The sequence below is a fragment of the Tenacibaculum sp. DPLXC6 genome (assembly GCF_056815515.1).
The window spans coordinates 2,778,988-2,798,035 of record NZ_CP141806.1 but is presented as its reverse complement, the minus strand read 5'-3'; the positions used below and the strand labels follow the sequence as shown (position 1 = coordinate 2,798,035).

Here is a 19,048-nt window from a genome sequence, read left to right as displayed (position 1 = left end):
ATATACTACTAGTTTTAAAAGTTAGCTTATTGTTATAAAACTCTTGGCAAATTTAATTTGCTAAAAACATATAATTACATAATTTTGGCAAAAATTCCCCTTATGATGAAAACAATTATCCCCCTTTGTTTTGCAACACTTTTTGCATTTAACATTTATTCACAAGAAACTATTCGAATTCCTGATATTGGTTTAGAGGAATGTTTAATCAATTTAAAAATTGACTCTAACGGTTTAAACGGTAGTATTACAATTAGTGATGCAGAATATGTTACTAACTTAAATGTTAATGATCCTGTTACAAACAAAGACTTACCTAATGTTTATTCAAAAATTAAAGATTTAACTGGTTTAGAAAGCTTTCCTAATTTAAGACGTTTGGATTGTTTTGGTAACGAGATTAAAAAGATTGATTTATCTCAAAGCTCTTCAATAAGTTTCTTAAACTGTAGTGAAAACAAAATTGAGCGCTTAGATGTTAGTAAGAATCATAACTTAACCTATATAAGTTGCGATTATAACAAATTAACCTCTTTAATACTTGGTGAAAACCCAAATATTCAAAGCTTATATGCTAGTTACAATCAACTTACTACGTTAGACGTATCAAACTGTCCTAACTTAGAAAGTATGGATGTTACAGGTAACAAGATTAAAACTATTATTGTTAGTGAAGAGCAATTAGCTAACATTCCTCAAGGATGGTATAAAGACGAAAAAACCACTTATGCGACAAGTAATGGTGTTGTTGCTGACAACAAGGTTACAGAAGAGATTGTTGTAGAACAGGCAGAAAAAAAGATTGTAGAAACTGAAACTACAGAAAATGAGCCTAAAGAGGTTAAAAAACCTGTACAAAAGTATGCTGAAAGCTTTAAGCAACTAGTTATTTCTGAATATGAAAAAAGTGTTTTAAATGAAAAATACTTAAAGCAGATAAGAGAAGATCTTATGTATAAGTATGATATTAAAGATGAAGAAATTACTAAATGGATACAGCAATATAGTAAGCTTCATAAAGCAGAATAACACCTTAGTTTATAAAATAAAAAAGCCATCAAAATTTGATGGCTTTTTTATTTCTCTCAGTAAATATTTTTAAGATGCTGCTCTTAATTTTTTTAATGCTGACTTTGTTAATTTCGACTCTGCATATTCTTTTGTTACCTTAAATTCTTTTTCATCAGAACTTGGCATATCAAACATTGCATCTGTTAATATAGCTTCACATAACGAACGTAATCCACGTGCTCCTAACTTGTATTCTACTGCCTTATTAACAATAAACTGTAATGCCTCTTCGGTCATTGTAAACTCAACATCATCCATTGAAAACAACTTAGTATACTGTTTTATAATTGAGTTTTTAGGCTCTGTTAAAATAGCTCTAAGTGTTTTTTCATCTAACGGATTCATATAACTTAATACTGGTAAACGACCAATAATTTCTGGTATCAAGCCAAAAGATTTTAAATCTAAAGGTGTAATGTATTGTAATAAGTTATCGTGATCTATTTTATCTTCTTCTACCGAAGCACTATAACCAACCGCTTGCATATTTAAACGCTTGCTAATAAATCTATCTATTCCAGAAAAAGCTCCTCCGGCAATAAATAAAATATCTTTGGTATTTACTTCAATAAACTTTTGTTCAGGATGTTTTCTTCCTCCTTTAGGAGCTACATTTACAACTGCTCCTTCTAATAGTTTCAGTAAAGCTTGTTGCACTCCCTCACCAGAAACATCACGTGTAATTGATGGGTTATCTCCTTTACGAGCTATCTTATCTATTTCATCAATAAATACAATACCTCTTTCAGCTTTTTCAACATCGTAATCAGCAGCTTGTAACAAACGACTTAAGATACTTTCAACATCTTCCCCTACATAACCTGCTTGTGTTAACACGGTAGCATCTACAATAGAAAATGGTACGTTTAGCATTCTTGCAATTGTACGAGCTACTAAGGTTTTTCCTGTTCCTGTTTCTCCTACTAAAACGATGTTTGATTTTTCAATCTCTACCTCATCTTCATCATCTCTAGTTTGTAACAATCTTTTATAGTGATTGTACACTGCTACAGACATGGCTCTTTTAGTTTGATCTTGCCCTATGATATATTCATCTAAAAAAGCTTTAATTTCTCTTGGCTTTTTTAAGGTAAGATCTTTTGATAAATCACTTGTTTTAGCTTCAGCTATTTCCTCTTCTACTATTCCATGAGCTTGCTCTATACATTTATCACATATATGTGCATCTAAACCTGCGATTAATAAATCGGTTTCTGGTTTTTTACGCCCACAAAAGGAACATTGTAAATTTTCTTCTTTCGACATCTTATCAGCTTATTGCCAACAGCTCACTGCTATTAGCTGTTTTATTATTTTCTAGTTAAAATTTCGTCTACCATACCGTAAGCTTTTGCTTCTTCGGCTTTCATCCAATAATCTCTATCAGAATCTTGGTTTACTTTTTCTACTGTTTGACCTGAGTGCTTTGATATTATTTGGTACAACTCATCTTTTAATTTTAAAATTTCACGAGCTGTAATTTCAATATCAGAAGCTTGTCCTTGTGCTCCACCTAATGGTTGGTGAATCATGATACGAGAGTGTGGTAACGCTGAACGTTTTCCTTTTTCTCCTGCACACATTAACACAGCTCCCATAGAAGCGGCCATACCTGTACAAATTGTAGCTACGTCTGGCTTAATAAATTGCATGGTATCGTAAATACCTAAACCAGCGTATACTCCACCTCCTGGTGAGTTGATGTAAATTGATATATCTTTATTAGCATCTACACTTTCTAAGAATAATAATTGTGCTTGAATTACATTAGCTACTTGATCGTTAATTCCTGTACCTAAGAAGATAATTCTATCCATCATTAAACGAGAAAAAACATCCATTTGAGTAATATTCATTTGACGTTCTTCCATAATGTATGGAGTTAAGCTACTAGTAATTTTTCCTAAATAGCTGCTATTTATTCCGTGATGCTTTGTTGCGTATTTTTCGAACTCTTTTCCGTAATCCATTTTTAAAATGTTTTTGGGTTATAAAGATGTAAATATAAGAACTATTTCGTTAGTATTTTGTTACAGTTAATGGCTAAAAAAACCTGAATGTACATTCAGGTTTTTATTTATAACATCAGTAATTAACTGTTACTTGTATACTTCTTTAATGAAATCTTCGTAAGAAACTTCTTTTGTGTCAAAGCTCATGTTTTCTTTATAAAAAGCTAATAATTTTTGAGAAATTAATTGCTCTTGTAAACGACGTGCTTCATCTTGGTTTTGTAAGATTCTTCCTGCGATATCATCTAATTCTTTTTCTTCTGGATTCATGTTTCCAAACTGAGCCATTTGAGCTCTAATAAATCCTTTTGCATAGTCTACTAACTCTGCATAGTCTAATTTAATATCGTTATCCTTCATAATCTTTCCTTCGATTAATTGGTAACGTAATCCTTTTTCAGACTTGTTGTATTCTTCAACAGCTTGTTCAGCAGTTAACTCTTTTTCTCCAGCAGTTTGTAACCACTTTTGTAAGAACTCAACTGGTAAATCAAACTTAGTACTATCAACTAAGTTCTCAGTAATTGCATTTAACAATTGTTGATCTGCTTGTTGTTGGAACTGCTTTTCTGCGTCTTCTTTAATTTTGTCTTTTAATTCAGTTACAGTTTTTACACTTCCGTCAGCAAATAATTTATCAAATAACTCTTGGTCTAATTCTGCTGGCTCTATTTCAGTAATTTCTTCAATAGTAAATGTTACAGGAATGTCTAAATCGTGAACCTCATCGTGAGATACTCCTAAAGCTCCTTGTAACTTGTGCTCGTCTTCAAATAAGTTTTTAGTTTTTAATTCTAAAACGTCTCCTACTTTAGCACCTACAAACTTTTTTAAGTTTGTTTTTCCTTTAATATCTTTTACAGAAATTGTAGATTTTTTGTTGATTTCTTTCTCTTCGTTTACGAAAGTACCAGTAACGTTAGTTTCTTCTGTAGCTTCGTCTTTAGCTGACATTTTACCGTAACGAGATTGAATGTTTTCAACTTCTTTTTCGATTAACTCGTCAGTAGCAACAATGTTATATTGAGTTACTTTGTTTTTTGGCTTTAAGTTTACATCGAACTCAGGAGCTAATCCTAATTCGAACTCAAAAGAGAATTTATCAGCATCCCAATTGAAATCTTCTTGAACTCTTGGTAATGGATTACCTAAGATATCTAACTTCTCTTCAACTAAGAATTTGTTTAACGACTCTTGTAAAAGCTTGTTTACCTCATCAATCATTACTGATTTTCCGTATTGCTTCTTTACCATTCCCATTGGTACATGACCTTTTCTAAATCCAGGAATGTTCGCTGATTTACGGTAATCGTTTAATACTTTTGTTACTTTATCTTGATAATCTTCTGCAACAATATCAACTTTTACAACTGCATTTAATGCATCTACGTTTTCTTTTGTTATATTCATCTTAAAAATCTGTTTCTTAAAAAATCGGGTGCAAAATTACTACTTTATTTATTGATAACCAAGACTTTTAGCTATAAGAATATTATCTTTTTTACCTCCCTTATTTTCTAGTTTTTAATGTTTTAGGTTACTTATTCGTCTCCTTCTTTTAATAGCGAAAACATTAATGATCTGAAAATTGACAGCAATACACTGAACAAGAGCGCTGTAAAAAATCCGCTAACTGCAAATCCTGACACTAGTTTATCTGCCAATAATATAATTACTGCATTAATTACAAATAAGAATAATCCTAGTGTAACGATGGTTGCAGGCAATGTAAAAAACACTAGTAACGGACGCACAAATAGGTTTAACAAAGCAATTACTACCGCTACAATTACTGCGGTTGTATAACTTGCTACGGTTACTCCTGGTAAAATATTTGCCAAAACAATTACTGCCAATGCAGTTAATAATACTTTTAAAAATGTTTTCATTTTTCTTTTTTATTTAATTGGTTATGAATTATAAATTTACTCTTTTTCACTGAAACTATTAATTCGTAACACCTCATATACTTCACCACAACCATACCAAAAACAGAAACCTGCTGTTTTGGCAGGTTTAAAAACTTTTGTTTGACTCTTTTTATTAAGTAACTACTTTTGTTAACTACTAAAGTTTACACAAAAAACACCCTTAAGATGAAACAGAATAAATATAATGATAATGATTTTTTTGAGAGTTATGGCAAAATGCCTCGTTCAATTGACGGCCTAAACTCCGCTGGAGAATGGAGTGTTTTACAAAAAATGCTACCTGATTTTCTAAATAAAAATGTACTTGATCTTGGTTGTGGGTATGGGTGGCATTGTATTTATACCAAACAGCAAGGTGCCAAAAATGTAACTGGAGTTGATTTATCGAAAAAAATGATAGATAGAGCTATAGAAAATTCAAAAAAACTGGCAATTAATTATATACAAACAGCCATAGAAGACATTAACTTTAAATCAGAAGAATTCGATATTGTAATTAGTTCACTTGCATTCCACTATTTAAAAGATTTAAAACCTGTTTTTAACAAAATAAATAAAACTCTAAAAAAAGGAGGTAGTCTTATATTTTCTATGGAACACCCTTCATTTACATGTAAGCCAGAACAAAATTGGTTTTTAGATGAAAATGAAAATCGATTGCATTGGCCTTTAGACAACTATCAAGACGAAGGAGAAAGAAAAACTAATTTTCTAGGACATGAAGTAATTAAATATCACCGAACCTTAGAAACTATAATTAATACAGTAATTAAATCGGGTTTTGATATTCAAGAAATTTCTGAACCGAAACCTTCTGAGCTAGTTTTGGAAAAATACCCAGAAATGAAAGATGAAATGAGAAGACCTATTTTCATCATAATTTCTGCTGTAAAAAATAATTAAGCTACTTATTAGCCCATATAAAATGCTCAAAAAACACTTAGCCTCATATAACATTCTTACTAAAGAAGAAATAGACAACTTTGTAAATTTAGTTAGGTATAAAAAACTTAAGAAGGGAGATTTTTTTATTCAAGAAGGAAACACTTGTAAAGAAGTTGCTTTTATAGCTTCAGGTATTTTTAGATCCTTTTATCATTCGTCTGACGAAAAAGAAGCTACCTATTGTTTGTTATCAGAAAATTCGTTTGTTACTGCATATTCATCGTTCATCTCTCAAACAAAAACTAACGAGAACATTCAAGCGTTAACCGATGCTGAACTATACAGCATCTCCAAAGAGCAATTTGTTGCTCTAGAAAATTCAAGTACTAATTGGTTACGTCTTTTTAAAACATTTGCTGAGCAAGAATATATAAATCTTGAAAACAGAATTTTTGTGTTACAAAATGAAAGCGCTGAAAACCGTTATAAAAAACTACTAGAAACACACCCTAGCTATTTACAAACCATACCACTGCAATATCTTGCTTCTTATTTAGGAATTACACAACGGCATTTGAGCCGAATTAGAAAATCGGTTTTTTATTAGACAATTGTCCTTTTTAAGCTTGTAAAACCACCCGTACTTTGCTTCATAATCTTAACTATATTATGAAGAACATTTTATTAATAAACGGACACCCAGATAAAGAAAGTTTTAACCATGCACTAGCCGCTTCTTACAAAAAAGGTGCTTTGGAAACCAACGCTACAATTGAAGAAATTACTATTGCTGATTTAAACTTTAACCCAACTCTTAAATATGGTTACCGAAAAAGAACTGAACTTGAACCTGATTTATTAGCCTCTTTGGCTAAAATTAGAAAAGCCGATCATATTGTTTGGGTTTTTCCTATTTGGTGGGCAGGCTACCCTGCGATAATGAAAGGTTTTATTGACAGAGCTTTTTTACCAGGAATTACTTTTCAGCCTGTTGAAGGAAAACCTTTTCCTGAAAAGCTTTTAAAAGGTAAAACCTCTCGACTCATTATAACTTCAGACACACCTAGTTGGTATGATTATCTTTTTATGAAAAGACCTGCTATTAGACAGTTTAAAAAAGGAACATTGGAGTTTTGTGGTATTAAACCTGTTAAAACCACTTTCCTATCAGTAATAAAAGATTCAACCATAGAACAAAGAAATTTGTGGTTAAGTAAAGTATATACACTAGGTAAAAACCTACAGTAACAAACTTAACTCTACAAGCTAAAGAATGTTTTTAGCTTGTAGAGAATTAAAAGCTTCTTCTTTTTTAAATAACTTTGCTAAAACTTCAATTAAAAACCTAAAATGGATACTAGCAAAATTGTAACCTCAATAAAAGTTACCGACTTTAATCAAAATGAAGTTGATTTACTTGAAAAGTATGCTAACAAAATTCTATTATTGTTATTTTACAACAATGCTTGTTTAGGTTGTACAGGAAGAGCTATTCCATTAGCTTATAAATTTAAACAAACCTACAAGGATATTGAAGTTATTGGTATTCATAGTAATTTTAGCAGTAACAATGTTACTAAAGATGATATTCTAAGTATTTTTACTATAAACAAGCTCCCTTTTCCTATTTATATAGACAACAATCATAAAATGTATGATTTTTTTAACTCGGAAGGAACACCACAGTGGATATTGTTAACTCCTGACGGTGAAGTATATCGATCTATCTTTGGTTCGCAAGACAACGCGCAAAATAGATTGTATTATGCTTTGGAGAGTTTAACTGAAAACGAAGATTAACTTTTAAAGTAACCGTTAAGTTTTTATTTCCTTAAGACTTCTGAAACCTGTGTTGCTATCGCCTCTTTTACTTCTTTGTCTTCTAACAATAAATGTATTAGATTATCTTTTACCTTGCTTTTTATATCTAGCAAGTTATATTTAGATGCAGGTTCGTTAGCTTTATCTATATTGTTAAGAAACATTTCCTCTTTACCCGTAAGCAACCAAGTTGGATTTATCTCTGGAAAAGAATGTAGAATTTTGTTTAACACATTACTTTTAAATGACGATTTTCTTCTTATTGCTGTTCCAATAGAATTGTTAGACACATCAATAATCTCCTCAAAAGACCTAATATTTAACCTTTTATAGTTAATTATTTCTTCTACTCTCTTATAAGTTTCATCTACAAAATCGCTCATTGAAAAATAACTTTTTTCTAAATTTTATTTAATTTTGTTTTCGTATTTAGATTTTTGTTTGTATTTTTACTTCGTAATAAGTACAGGATACGTACAAATATAAATTAAAAAGTGCTATCAACTTCTAAAAAACAATTTGAGTTTTTATGATAACTGCTATACAACGAAAAGAATTAGAAAAAATAAAACCACCTAAATACCGTGAAAAGGTAAAAAACTACTTAAGCAAGAATGGTCATAATTTTTCTTTAGAAACTATACAAAAGGTATATTCTGGTAAAAGAAAAAATTTAACTATTGAAAAAGCTATTGTAGTTGTTTTCCATAGCTATATGAAAGACCAACAAGCTATAGATAGCAATATAAATAGCTTGATTAATGAAATAAACAGTGATTTCCCTTAATACATTTTTTGTTTTTCGCCGGGGGGCGAGTATTTTAAGCGAGGGACTAGGGATTAACAAATTCCTCCTCGCTTTTTATTTTAGAAAAGTTATAGCTTCTTTATAAAAATCCTTTGGATTTTCAGCATGTAGCCAGTGCCCAGCATTGGCTACAGTTTTTATTACTGCTTTTGGAAAGTGTGCTTGAATTAACGGCTCATCTTCTTTTGAAATATATCCTGAATTTGCTCCGCGTAAAAATAACGTATCTCCTTCAAAAACCGTAAAAGAAGGCAACGCTACCCCTACCTCACTGTTATTTTCTGTTAACGATTTTAAGTTAAAACGAAATGCTAATTCATCTTTTGTTTTTCTATAAACGTTTTTGGCTAAAAATTGACGAATTCCTTTTTCTGGAATTAACTCAGCCAGTTTTTCGTCTACCAACTTACGTGAGGTTTGCACTGAAAAATCTACAGAGTTTAGAGCTGCTAAAATCTCGTGATGATGTGGCGGATACATTCTTGGTGAAATATCTGCCACAATTAGTTTATTTACTAACTCAGGATATTCGGTTGCGAACAGCATTACTGTTTTTCCCCCCATAGAATGTCCTAACAAATCTACTTTTTCTAGATTATGATGTTGAATATAATTGTACAAATCACCAACTAACAATTCATAGTCAAAAGCATCTACATGGAAGCTCCTTCCATGATTTCGTTGATCTATTAAATGCACTTCAAAACCGTCTTCTGCAAATTTATTAGCATGTGATTTCCAATTATCACCCATACCAAAATATCCATGCAAAATAAGCAACGGCCGTCCTTCTCCAATTATTTTTGAGTGTAATACTTCCATAGTTATTGCAAACGATGTAAATACATATTCACTACATTTTCTAGACCTAAATACAAACTTTCTGAAATTAATGCATGTCCAATAGACACTTCAGCCAAATGAGGAATATTTTGTTTAAAAAATTGAATATTATCTAAACTTAAATCATGACCTGCATTAACTCCTAGCCCTACTTCATTTGCCAATATAGCTGCTTCTGCGTACACTTTTACAGCTTCTTTATTTCCTTTTTCGTACTGCGTTGCAAATTCTTCAGTATACAACTCAACTCTATCAGCTCCTGTTTTTGCAGCAGCTTCAATTAGTTTTAAATCGGTATCAATAAAAATTGATGTTCTAATTCCTGCTTCTTTAAACTCAGCAATCACATCTTTTAAATACGATTGATGTGTTATAGTATCCCAACCAGCATTAGACGTAAGTTGATCTACACTATCAGGAACCAATGTTACTTGTGTTGGCTTAATTTCTAACACCATTTGCTTAAACTTATCAATTGGATTTCCCTCAATATTATATTCAGTTGTTACAATTGATTTTAAATCATAAGCGTCTTGATAACGAATATGACGTTCATCTGGTCTTGGGTGAATTGTGATTCCTTCTGCCCCAAAATCTTGTATATCGGCTGCTACTTTTAGTAAATTAGGTACGTTTCCACCTCTAGAATTACGAAGTGTAGCTATTTTATTAATATTAACACTTAACTTTGTCATGCTATAAAATTAGGCTACAAAGGTAACGCATTCCAACATTTTAAACTATATTCGTAGTAATGAAAATCAACGATTTTATATTAAAAGAAATTAAAGCACTCTCACTAAACAGCACTGTAAAAAGTGCTCAAAGTCTGTGTAATGATTTGCCTATAACCCATATTCCTGTTGTTGAAAACAACAGACTGGTAGGTTGTTTGCCTGAAAGTGACATTCAGACTATAGAAAATAAAAATCGTACACTTAGAGAGTATTCGTACTTATTAGATCATTTTTACACAAATGAAAATGCTACTTTACTCGATTTAATTGCTTTGTTTGCTGATAATGATTCGAATTTAATTCCTGTTCTTGATAAGAACTTGCATTATGTAGGATATTATGAATTAAGTGATATTTTAGATGCTTTTGCAAACAGCCCTTTTTTACACAACGAAAGTGACACTTTGATTATTGATAAGAATAAAACAGATTATTCTATGAGTCAAGTAGCACAAATAGTTGAAGCTAGTAATGGCAAGCTATTAGGCGCATACATTTCTTCTGAAAATATAAATAGTGTTGAAGTTACTCTTAAAATTGTTTCAGAAGAGATGAATGAAATCATTCAAACATTTCGCAGGTACGGTTACAATGTTATCACTCAACATGAAGATGATTTTTATTTAGAAGAACTAAAAGATAGAGCTGCCTATCTAAGAAAGTACTTAGATATGTAATTTTTTCAATAACCAAACAAAACTCCAGAAGTGAAAAAAGTCGCTATTTACGGTCAAGCTTATACCACACTTGCAGAGAAAGAAGTAAAAATTCTTTTAACCATTTTAGAAAAACATAACATTGTTGTTTTTTTTGAACAACAGTTCTATAATTTATTTGTTGAAAATAATTCGCTTAACAAAAAGTACCCCACCTACGCACACTTTAATGACTTATCAAATACTTTTGATGTGATGTTTACCATTGGCGGAGACGGTACTATTTTAAGAGCTGTTACCTACATTAGAGATTTAGATATTCCTATTATGGGTATTAACACTGGACGTTTAGGTTTTTTGGCTACGATTCAAAAAGACCAGATTGAAGAAGCAATTAACTTAATGCTAAAAAAAGAGTACACACTTCAAGAACGTTCTTTATTACAAATAGAAACATCTCCTGCTACAGAAGATTTTACAGAACTTAACTTTGCACTTAATGAAGTTACTATTGCTAGAAGAAATACGACTTCTATGATTGGTATTAAAACCTCATTAAACACAGAGTATTTAACAAATTATTGGGCTGATGGATTAATTATAGCAACTCCAACGGGTTCTACAGGTTATTCGCTTAGCTGTGATGGGCCTGTTATTTTACCAAATTCAAAAAGTTTTGTTATTACTCCTATTGCACCGCATAATTTAAATGCGCGCCCAATGGTAATTCCTGATGATACTGATATTCTTCTGGAAGTTAGTGCTAGAGAAAAAGATTTTTTAATCTCCTTAGATTCTCGAATTACGACAGTTCCATTGGATACTAAAATAAAAATACAAAAAGCTCCATTTACCATAAAAAGTGTTTTACCAAAAAATCAATCTTATTTGAATACCTTGCGTGGGAAACTTTTATGGGGAGAAGATGTACGAAATGAATCGTTATAACGATAGTAATTACAATAAAAACGTAAAAAAAAAGTTAATCAAAAAGACGGATTATTAACTTTTTAAAGCAAATTCAATTCCCTATATTTGCACGCTATTTTACAATGAGAGGACTTATTTTATTAATATTATTGGCTTGTGTAGTAACACCATTACAATCACAAACACACGAAATTGGTTTTTTTGCCGGTGGTTCTAACTATGTTGGTGACATTGGTAGCACCAACTATATACAACCCAATGAGTTTGCAGGCGGACTTGTATACAAATACAATTTAAACCCTAGAATTGCCTTAAGAGGAACATATACATATATTCCTGTTTCTGGTAACGATAATGATGCCGATAATGCTTTTCGTCAAAATAGAGGTATTAGCTTCTCAAATACTATTCATGAGTTTGCTGCTGGAGTAGAATTTAATTTCTTTGATTACAATATCAACGATTACAGAACTACATTCACTCCTTACATATTAGCAGAAGTTGCTGCTTTTAATTATAAAAGCCCAGAACCAACTTCTTCTAGTAATACAATTCTTTTAAAAAATAAATTTTCTTATACTGTACCTGTAGGTATAGGACTTAAAGGAAGGTTAACAGATAATTTTGCTATTGCATTTGAAACAGGTGTACGATTTACATTTGTAGACGATATAGATTTTACAACAGATAGAATAAACTCATTAGACTTTGGAGGTAATGGAAACGACTGGTATGTATTCTCAGGAGTTTCTATTGTATATACCTTTGGAAGACCGCCTTGTTTTGGTGGAATAGCAGAATAATTATGGAAGAAAAACTACAGCGCATTAACTTACAAAAAGTACCAAACCACATTGCTATAATTATGGATGGTAATGGTAGATGGGCGAAAGGTAAAGGGATGCAACGTGTTTTTGGACATAGAAATGCTTTAACTGCCATTAGAGAAACTGCTGACACAGCTTCTGAACTGGGTATAGAGTTTTTAACTTTATATGCTTTTTCTACCGAAAACTGGAACCGTCCAAAGTTGGAAGTAGATGCTTTAATGAGCCTACTGGTAACTACCCTTAAAAAAGAACTCCCCGAATTTCAACGTAAAAATGTTAGAGTTAACGCTATTGGTAACTTAGCTAATTTACCAAGCAATGCTCAAAAAGTATTAAACAAAGTTATTGATGCAACTAAAAACAATACAAAAATTACTTTAACCTTTGCTTTAAGCTATGGTTCAAGAGAAGAAATTGTTAATGCAATCAAAAACATTTCAAAAAAAGTTGTTAATAACGAAATAGAAATTGAAAAAATTAACGAGAAAATTATAAATAATCATTTATATACGTTTAATTTGCCCGACGTTGATTTAATGATACGTACAAGTGGGGAACAAAGAATAAGCAATTATTTACTTTGGCAAATGGCTTATGCTGAACTGTATTTTACAGATGTATTATGGCCTGACTACAGAAAAGAACATCTTTATGATGCAATAATTGATTATCAAAACAGAGAAAGAAGATTTGGAAAAACCAGTGAACAGATTGAAACCAATGAATAAATATTCGTATTTACTAGTATTTTTTATCACCCTTTTTGCGGTGAGTACTCAAGCGCAAGACACAACTCCTAAAGACAGTATAACTTCAAATGTTATTTCCTATGAAAAAGGAAAAGAGTATATTTTAGGAGGTATAACCGTAACTGGCTTACAAAAATTTAGTGAACAAACAGTAAGAATATATACTGGTTTAGTAGAAGGTCAACCAATTAAGTTACCTGGTGACAAACTTACGAGTGCTATTAAAAAGTTATATGAAAGTAAACAGTTTAGTGAGGTAGATGTATACTTATCTAAACGTGATGGTGAAACTGTGTACCTTCAATTTGACGTAACTGAATTACCTCAGTTAACTACTGTTACTATTTCAGGAGTAAAAAAATCACAAATTAAAGAGATTAAAAAAGAAACTGAATTAAAAAAAGGAGCTATGGTTACAGACAATCTTATTGTAACCACTCGTAACTTTATTAAAAAGAAATATACTGATAAAGGTTTCTTAAAAACAAAAGTTTCACTAGACACAAAAAGAGACACTTCTGATGTTAATACTGTTAGCATGGCTATTTTTATTGACAGAGGTGACCGTATAAAAATTAAAGAAATTAATTTTACTGGTAATGAAGCTATGTCAGACGCTTCTTTACGAGGTGCTATGAAAAACACCAAACGTAAAATTTTTGGTCGTTTTTGGAAAGCATCTAAATATATTTTAGATGATTACAAAGAAGATTTAAAAAGTATTCTTGAAAAGTACAGCGAAAATGGATATCGTGATGCTAGAATTTTATCTGATAAAGTAGTTTGGAATGATGACAACACCATAAACCTTGAAATTGAGGTTGAAGAAGGTCGTCAATACCGTTTTGACGAAATAATTTTTATTGGTAATAAAGAATATACTGATGAATTCTTAAGTAACATTTTACGAATTGATAAAGGAGATATTTATAACGGAAAAGTTTTAAAAGAACGTATTTCTGGAGACGGTACACCTACTTCTCAAGACATTCAAACATTATATCATAATAACGGTTTCTTATTTTCTCAAGTAAATGCTGTAGAAACTAAAGTAGAAAATGACTCTATTACAGTTGAAGTCCGTATTAGAGAAGATGAACCTGCAACTATAAAGAAAGTTACAGTGACAGGAAATGATAAAACAAACGACCATGTAATCTACAGAGAACTACGTGTTAAGCCTGGTGACTTATTTAGTCGCCAAAACATTATTAGATCTATTCGTGAAATAGGACAATTAGGTTTCTTTGATACAAATGTAACTCCAGATGTTAAGCCAGATTACCAAAATAAAACAGCAGATATAGATTTTTCTGTAGTTGAAAAAGGAGGTAGTCAAATTGAATTACAAGGTGGTTATGGCGGTGGTTCCTTTATTGGTACCTTAGGGTTGTCTTTTAACAACTTCTCTGTTAGAAACATTTTCAACAAAGAAGCTTACAAACCTCTTCCTATGGGAGACGGACAAAAGCTATCTTTACGTTTACAAGCTAGTAGAACATACAATACCTATAGTTTCTCTTTTACAGAACCATGGTTAGGAGGTAAAACACCACAATCATTATCTTTTTCTGTATACTTATCAAACCAGTACCGTTTTGATTACACAACTTATGATGTAAACAAAGATGAAAGTTTAAGTATTATTGGTGCATCTATAGGTTTAGGAAAGCGTTTAAAGTGGCCTGATGATTATTTTACACTTTCTCAAAACATTAGTTACCAAAGAATTGAGTTGCAAGATTACGGATATAGAGTAGGTTCTTCAAACAATATACTTAGTCAAGGAGATTTAAATAATTTGGCATATACATTTGCACTGAGTCGTAATTCAGCTGGACCTAGTTTAATTTTCCCTACTTACGGTTCTGAATTTACAATAAAAGCTAAAGCTACTTTCCCTTACTCATTAGTAAACGGAAAAGACTATACTGAACCAACAAATCCAACACCTGATGAGCGTCAAGCTTATTTAGCTGATAAATATAAGTGGTTAGAGTACTACAAAATTTCTGCAAAAGGGAAGTGGTATACTTCTTTAGCTAATAAGTTAGTATTAATGTCTAATTTTGAGATGGGTTATTTAGGTTCTTATAATGATGAATTAGGTTTAACCCCGGTTGAAAGATATTTCGTTGGTGGTGATGGTATTGCTCAAGGACAATTGGATGGGCGTGAAACAATAGGTTTAAGAGGTTATGAGAACAATCGTATATCTTCTCTAGATGGAGGAGCTATTTATAATAAATTTCAGTTAGAATTACGTTACTCTATTACAGATAAACCCTCTGCTTCAATTTATACAGTAGGATTTTTAGAAGCGGGTAATTCTTATGACAATTTTAGCGAGTTTAATCCGTTTAAACTAAAACGTTCAGCTGGAGTAGGTGTTCGTATATTTATGCCTGCATTTGGATTATTAGGTATCGATTTTGCACATGGTTTCGATCCGTTACCTGGATTAAATGAAAAATCAGGTTGGCAAACGCATTTTATAATTGGAAGACAGTTCTAAAATCATGCATTTATAATGCGTCTAGGTTTTGGCACGGTTTTTTCTAAACACATTATACAAGATGAAAAAAAATATTTTATCAATCGTTCTTTTACTTGTTACAAGTATAACCGTTGCCCAAAAAAATCAACGTATCGCTTATATTGATATGGAGTATATTCTTCAAAGTATCCCTGCATATTTAGAAGCTCAAAACTCATTAGATGCTAAAGTTGAAAAATGGAAAGCTCGATTAGACAAAGAAGCTCGTGCTATTGAAGTTTTAAAAACTGATTTAACTAACGAAAAAGCCATTTTAACCAAAGATTTAATTGAAGAGCGAGAAGAAGATATTTCTATCAAACAAGAATCTTTGAGAAGATTAGAATCTTTATATTTTGGCCCAAATGGTGATATGTATAATTTAAGAAAACAATTAGTTAAGCCTGTACAAGACCAAGTATATAACGCTGTACAAACAATTGCTTCTAGAAAAAAGTACGACTTTGTTTTTGACAAATCTGGAGATTTAGTTATGCTATATTCCAACAAAAAACACGATATTAGCGACCTTGTTGTACAAATGATCAATATAGATCAAAGAAGGCAAGCTAAGAAAGATAAAATTGAAGCTAAAAAGTCTTTACTTAAGAATGACAATTTAAGTGACGAACAAAAAGAAAGAATAGCAAAAAGAGAAGAATTAAAAAAGAAAAAAGAAGCTGATAGACTTGCTAAGATTAAACAAATTGAAGAAAAAAGAAAGCAACGTTTAAAAGAGAGAGCTGATAAGAGAAAGCTTTTACAAGAGAAAAGAAAAGCCCTATTAAAAGCTCAAGAAGAAGCTAGAAAGAAAAAAGAAGAAGAAACAAAAGAGAACAAATAAATCAAGAATAAAATAACATTAATTAAATTAAACAAAGATGAAACATTTAAAAACGTTATTATTAGTTGCAATTTTTACGATTGGATTAGGTGGTGTGGCAAATGCACAAAAAACTGCACATATTAACACTGATAAATTATTAGCTGAAATGCCTGCTACAAAAGCTATGAAAGCAGAGTTAGAAAAGCTAAACAAAACATACCGTGACGACATTGAAACAATGTATAAGAAACTAGAGGCTAAAATGAAAAAATATGAAGCTGAAGGTAAAAGTCAAACACAAGAAGTGAACCAAAAAAGAGCTGTTGAAGTTCAACAAGAAAGATTAAGAATTAGTCAAGCTGAACAAGCTGCTGGTAAAGAAATGCAAAAGAAATACCAAGAGAAGACTATTCCTATTTTAAAGAAAGCTGAAGATGCTATTAAAGCTGTTGCTGCTGAAAAAGGAATTATCTATGTTTTAGATGCTGCTCCAGGTAAAGGTTTAATCGTTTACGATAAAGGAGAAGATATTTACGATGCTGTAAAAGCTAAATTAGGATTCTAAAAAAGAATACATATATTTATATAAAAATCCTGCTGTTTAAACAGCAGGATTTTTATTTTTGTTATAAGTATGAAAACTATTGCACAACAACCTATTGGTATTTTTGATTCTGGTATTGGTGGTACATCTATATGGAAAGAAATCCACCAACTTTTACCTCAAGAAAACACTATTTACTTATCAGATAGTAAAAATGCCCCGTATGGTCAAAAATCAACACAAGAAATAATCGACTTATCGATTAAAAACACTGAGTTTTTAATTCACAATGGAGCCAAAATTATTGTTGTTGCTTGCAATACAGCTACTACCAATGCTATTGAATACTTAAGGAGTAATTACAAGATTCCTTTTATAGGTATAGAGCCTGCTATTAAACCTGCTTCTTTAAATACAGAAACAGGTACTGTTGGCATACTTGCTACAAAAGGTACTTTAAATAGTGCCCTATTTGAAAAAACTACTTCTAGTCTAAATGATGAAATAAACATTATAGAACAAGTTGGTGAAGGGTTAGTTGAACTAATAGAAAATGGTAAAATATACTCTGATGAAATGACCTTTTTATTAAAAAAGTACATAACACCTATGTTAGAAAAAAAGTGTGATTATATTGTTTTAGGTTGTACGCATTACCCATATTTACTACCCCAAATACAAAAAATTACTGGAAATAAAGTTAAAATTATAGACTCAGGTGAAGCTGTTGCTAAACAGGTAAAAAATGTTTTATCACAAAATGGCTTACTAAACCTGAATAACGAGCTTCCTAGCAACACTTTTTATATTAATAAAGATAAAACTGTTTTAGAAACTATGCTTACAGAGTATAAAGAAAGTAAAATTAACTTCCTTGACTTTTAATATGTGAAACTTCCATTAATATTAGGACAAGCCGCAGCTCTTCTCTTTATACAGAATAAATTTATTCCCAAAGATAATTGGTGAAATCCGCCATTTGAAAAAACAATATCACCTGTTTGTTGTGTATATGTATAAGCAAACATCCAATTTTTGTAATTAACTCCTACTATAGGTGTTATATATTGAGAATCTCCAAAAACATTTCCACCAAAACTTCTTCTATAAGATAATGCGGCCCATAATTGAGCTGCACTTAAAGTTTTATATACTTTAAAGTTTATATCTGCTATCTTTTCTTCTGTTTGTTCTTTATATTGAAACATTAATGATGGTTCGAATTGTAGCTTTTCCTTATCTCCGAAGAAATAGCCAGCTCCTAAAATATAATTCCTAAGATTATACGATTCAAAATCAGGATTTAGATTATTTTTTGCTGATAAAAAAAGGTTTTTTACTGTAAGATAAGATGACAATCCGTTTTTATGATATGCCATACCAAAGTCAGCATTAAAATAAAAATCACTTTCTATAACTTGGCTCACAGCTGGATCATTTACAAAAGTTCTTTGGTCTCTCTCATTTTGAACTACAGAAAAAGATAATCCAAAGGATAATTGATTAAAAAGGTTTTCATTACCCATGTCAATATGGTACGCATAAGTTCCTTGTATACCTTTTTGTGAATGATATCCATTTTTATCATTAAAAAGAATTACTCCTAATCCTGTGTTAGAGTATTCTCCTAATTTAGTATGAAAACTCGCTGTTTGTAAAGCAGGAGCATCATCTACTCCTAACCATTGTTGTCGTGCAGTTAATCTTATTTTTCCACAATCACCAATACCTGCAGCAGCGGGATGCAATAAATACACATTGTCTGATAAATAATCAGCATAAATTGGTAGTGTTTCTTGTCCTGAAACTCTGAAAGTCACACATAATAATAAAAAAGCAATAGTAGCAATTCTTCCCCCCATAGATTTT

At 31.2% G+C, this 19,048-nt stretch carries 23 protein-coding genes; 15 read left to right on the top strand and 8 right to left on the bottom strand.

Annotation, left to right across the window (positions count from 1 at the left end; genetic code table 11):
• Positions 1 to 102: 102 nt before the first annotated feature.
• Positions 103 to 1,029, top strand: coding sequence for a leucine-rich repeat domain-containing protein (locus VCM48_RS12750; RefSeq protein ID WP_482270744.1), 927 nt, complete (start codon positions 103 to 105; stop codon positions 1,027 to 1,029).
• Between the two features lie 69 nt (positions 1,030 to 1,098).
• Here VCM48_RS12750 and clpX read toward each other — a convergent pair whose 3' ends face one another.
• The 4 genes from clpX to VCM48_RS12730 form a co-directional block, all read right to left on the bottom strand.
• Positions 1,099 to 2,337, bottom strand: a complete 1,239-nt coding sequence (gene clpX / locus VCM48_RS12745; RefSeq protein WP_274639106.1) for an ATP-dependent Clp protease ATP-binding subunit ClpX — start codon at positions 2,335 to 2,337, stop codon at positions 1,099 to 1,101.
• Between the two features lie 44 nt (positions 2,338 to 2,381).
• The gene (gene clpP / locus VCM48_RS12740; protein ID WP_440120777.1) at positions 2,382 to 3,041 is read right to left on the bottom strand and encodes an ATP-dependent Clp endopeptidase proteolytic subunit ClpP; all 660 of its coding nucleotides are present in this window, start codon (positions 3,039 to 3,041) and stop codon (positions 2,382 to 2,384) included.
• Between the two features lie 129 nt (positions 3,042 to 3,170).
• Positions 3,171 to 4,493 (bottom strand): trigger factor, encoded by a 1,323-nt coding sequence (tig, locus tag VCM48_RS12735; RefSeq protein WP_482270743.1) that lies wholly within the window; start codon positions 4,491 to 4,493, stop codon positions 3,171 to 3,173.
• A gap of 131 nt (positions 4,494 to 4,624) precedes the next feature.
• The gene (locus tag VCM48_RS12730) at positions 4,625 to 4,972 is read right to left on the bottom strand and encodes a phage holin family protein (RefSeq protein ID WP_047788622.1); all 348 of its coding nucleotides are present in this window, start codon (positions 4,970 to 4,972) and stop codon (positions 4,625 to 4,627) included.
• 207 nt (positions 4,973 to 5,179) lie between these two features.
• Between VCM48_RS12730 and VCM48_RS12725 the strand changes: the two genes are divergently transcribed.
• From VCM48_RS12725 to VCM48_RS12710, 4 genes are all read left to right on the top strand, one after another.
• On the top strand, positions 5,180 to 5,917 hold the full coding sequence (locus VCM48_RS12725) for a class I SAM-dependent methyltransferase (protein WP_482270742.1): 738 nt from the start codon (positions 5,180 to 5,182) through the stop codon (positions 5,915 to 5,917).
• Between the two features lie 22 nt (positions 5,918 to 5,939).
• The gene (locus tag VCM48_RS12720) at positions 5,940 to 6,506 is read left to right on the top strand and encodes a Crp/Fnr family transcriptional regulator (RefSeq protein WP_440120774.1); all 567 of its coding nucleotides are present in this window, start codon (positions 5,940 to 5,942) and stop codon (positions 6,504 to 6,506) included.
• 62 nt (positions 6,507 to 6,568) lie between these two features.
• A complete protein-coding gene (locus VCM48_RS12715) occupies positions 6,569 to 7,147 on the top strand; it encodes an NAD(P)H-dependent oxidoreductase (RefSeq protein WP_482270741.1) in 579 nt (192 codons plus the stop codon).
• A gap of 102 nt (positions 7,148 to 7,249) precedes the next feature.
• Positions 7,250 to 7,699 carry a TlpA family protein disulfide reductase gene (locus tag VCM48_RS12710; RefSeq protein WP_482270740.1) on the top strand — a complete coding sequence of 150 codons (450 nt, stop codon included), beginning with the start codon at positions 7,250 to 7,252 and terminating at the stop codon, positions 7,697 to 7,699.
• Between the two features lie 23 nt (positions 7,700 to 7,722).
• Here the strand turns inward: VCM48_RS12710 and VCM48_RS12705 are convergent, their stop codons facing one another.
• Positions 7,723 to 8,103: a hypothetical protein gene (locus tag VCM48_RS12705; protein ID WP_274639098.1), complete on the bottom strand. Its 381-nt coding sequence runs from the start codon at positions 8,101 to 8,103 to the stop codon at positions 7,723 to 7,725.
• 146 nt (positions 8,104 to 8,249) lie between these two features.
• Here VCM48_RS12705 and VCM48_RS12700 point away from each other — a divergent pair, with 146 nt between their 5' ends.
• Positions 8,250 to 8,507 carry a hypothetical protein gene (locus tag VCM48_RS12700; RefSeq protein ID WP_274639097.1) on the top strand — a complete coding sequence of 86 codons (258 nt, stop codon included), beginning with the start codon at positions 8,250 to 8,252 and terminating at the stop codon, positions 8,505 to 8,507.
• Positions 8,508 to 8,582: 75 nt separating this feature from the next.
• Here VCM48_RS12700 and VCM48_RS12695 read toward each other — a convergent pair whose 3' ends face one another.
• Both VCM48_RS12695 and VCM48_RS12690 read right to left on the bottom strand, forming a co-directional pair.
• A complete protein-coding gene (locus VCM48_RS12695; protein ID WP_482270739.1) occupies positions 8,583 to 9,350 on the bottom strand; it encodes an alpha/beta fold hydrolase in 768 nt (255 codons plus the stop codon).
• Positions 9,351 to 9,352: 2 nt separating this feature from the next.
• Entirely contained in the window at positions 9,353 to 10,066 is a 714-nt protein-coding gene (locus VCM48_RS12690; protein ID WP_440120770.1) for a pyridoxine 5'-phosphate synthase, read from the bottom strand.
• Between the two features lie 59 nt (positions 10,067 to 10,125).
• Here VCM48_RS12690 and VCM48_RS12685 point away from each other — a divergent pair, with 59 nt between their 5' ends.
• The 9 genes from VCM48_RS12685 to murI all read left to right on the top strand — a co-directional run bounded on the left by VCM48_RS12685 (position 10,126) and on the right by murI (position 18,064).
• Entirely contained in the window at positions 10,126 to 10,785 is a 660-nt protein-coding gene (locus VCM48_RS12685; RefSeq protein ID WP_482270738.1) for a CBS domain-containing protein, read from the top strand.
• Between the two features lie 30 nt (positions 10,786 to 10,815).
• A complete protein-coding gene (locus VCM48_RS12680) occupies positions 10,816 to 11,712 on the top strand; it encodes an NAD kinase (RefSeq protein ID WP_440120768.1) in 897 nt (298 codons plus the stop codon).
• 104 nt (positions 11,713 to 11,816) lie between these two features.
• The gene (porG, locus tag VCM48_RS12675) at positions 11,817 to 12,497 is read left to right on the top strand and encodes a type IX secretion system protein PorG (protein WP_482270737.1); all 681 of its coding nucleotides are present in this window, start codon (positions 11,817 to 11,819) and stop codon (positions 12,495 to 12,497) included.
• 2 nt (positions 12,498 to 12,499) lie between these two features.
• On the top strand, positions 12,500 to 13,252 hold the full coding sequence (locus tag VCM48_RS12670) for an isoprenyl transferase (protein ID WP_274639091.1): 753 nt from the start codon (positions 12,500 to 12,502) through the stop codon (positions 13,250 to 13,252).
• Positions 13,245 to 15,788: an outer membrane protein assembly factor BamA gene (gene bamA, locus VCM48_RS12665; RefSeq protein ID WP_274639090.1), complete on the top strand. Its 2,544-nt coding sequence runs from the start codon at positions 13,245 to 13,247 to the stop codon at positions 15,786 to 15,788. The genes VCM48_RS12670 and bamA overlap by 8 nt, the downstream gene beginning before the upstream one ends.
• Positions 15,789 to 15,803: 15 nt before the next feature.
• A complete protein-coding gene (locus VCM48_RS12660; protein WP_420802976.1) occupies positions 15,804 to 15,935 on the top strand; it encodes a DUF3173 family protein in 132 nt (43 codons plus the stop codon).
• On the top strand, positions 15,895 to 16,653 hold the full coding sequence (locus tag VCM48_RS12655) for an OmpH/Skp family outer membrane protein (protein ID WP_420802980.1): 759 nt from the start codon (positions 15,895 to 15,897) through the stop codon (positions 16,651 to 16,653). The genes VCM48_RS12660 and VCM48_RS12655 overlap by 41 nt, the downstream gene beginning before the upstream one ends.
• A gap of 37 nt (positions 16,654 to 16,690) precedes the next feature.
• On the top strand, positions 16,691 to 17,200 hold the full coding sequence (locus VCM48_RS12650; RefSeq protein ID WP_274639088.1) for an OmpH/Skp family outer membrane protein: 510 nt from the start codon (positions 16,691 to 16,693) through the stop codon (positions 17,198 to 17,200).
• A gap of 69 nt (positions 17,201 to 17,269) precedes the next feature.
• Positions 17,270 to 18,064: a glutamate racemase gene (gene murI / locus VCM48_RS12645; RefSeq protein WP_274639087.1), complete on the top strand. Its 795-nt coding sequence runs from the start codon at positions 17,270 to 17,272 to the stop codon at positions 18,062 to 18,064.
• Here murI and VCM48_RS12640 read toward each other — a convergent pair.
• Complete coding sequence (locus tag VCM48_RS12640; protein WP_482270736.1) at positions 18,061 to 19,041, bottom strand: PorP/SprF family type IX secretion system membrane protein; 981 nt, start codon at positions 19,039 to 19,041, stop codon at positions 18,061 to 18,063. The genes murI and VCM48_RS12640 overlap by 4 nt on opposite strands.
• Positions 19,042 to 19,048: the final 7 nt, after the last annotated feature.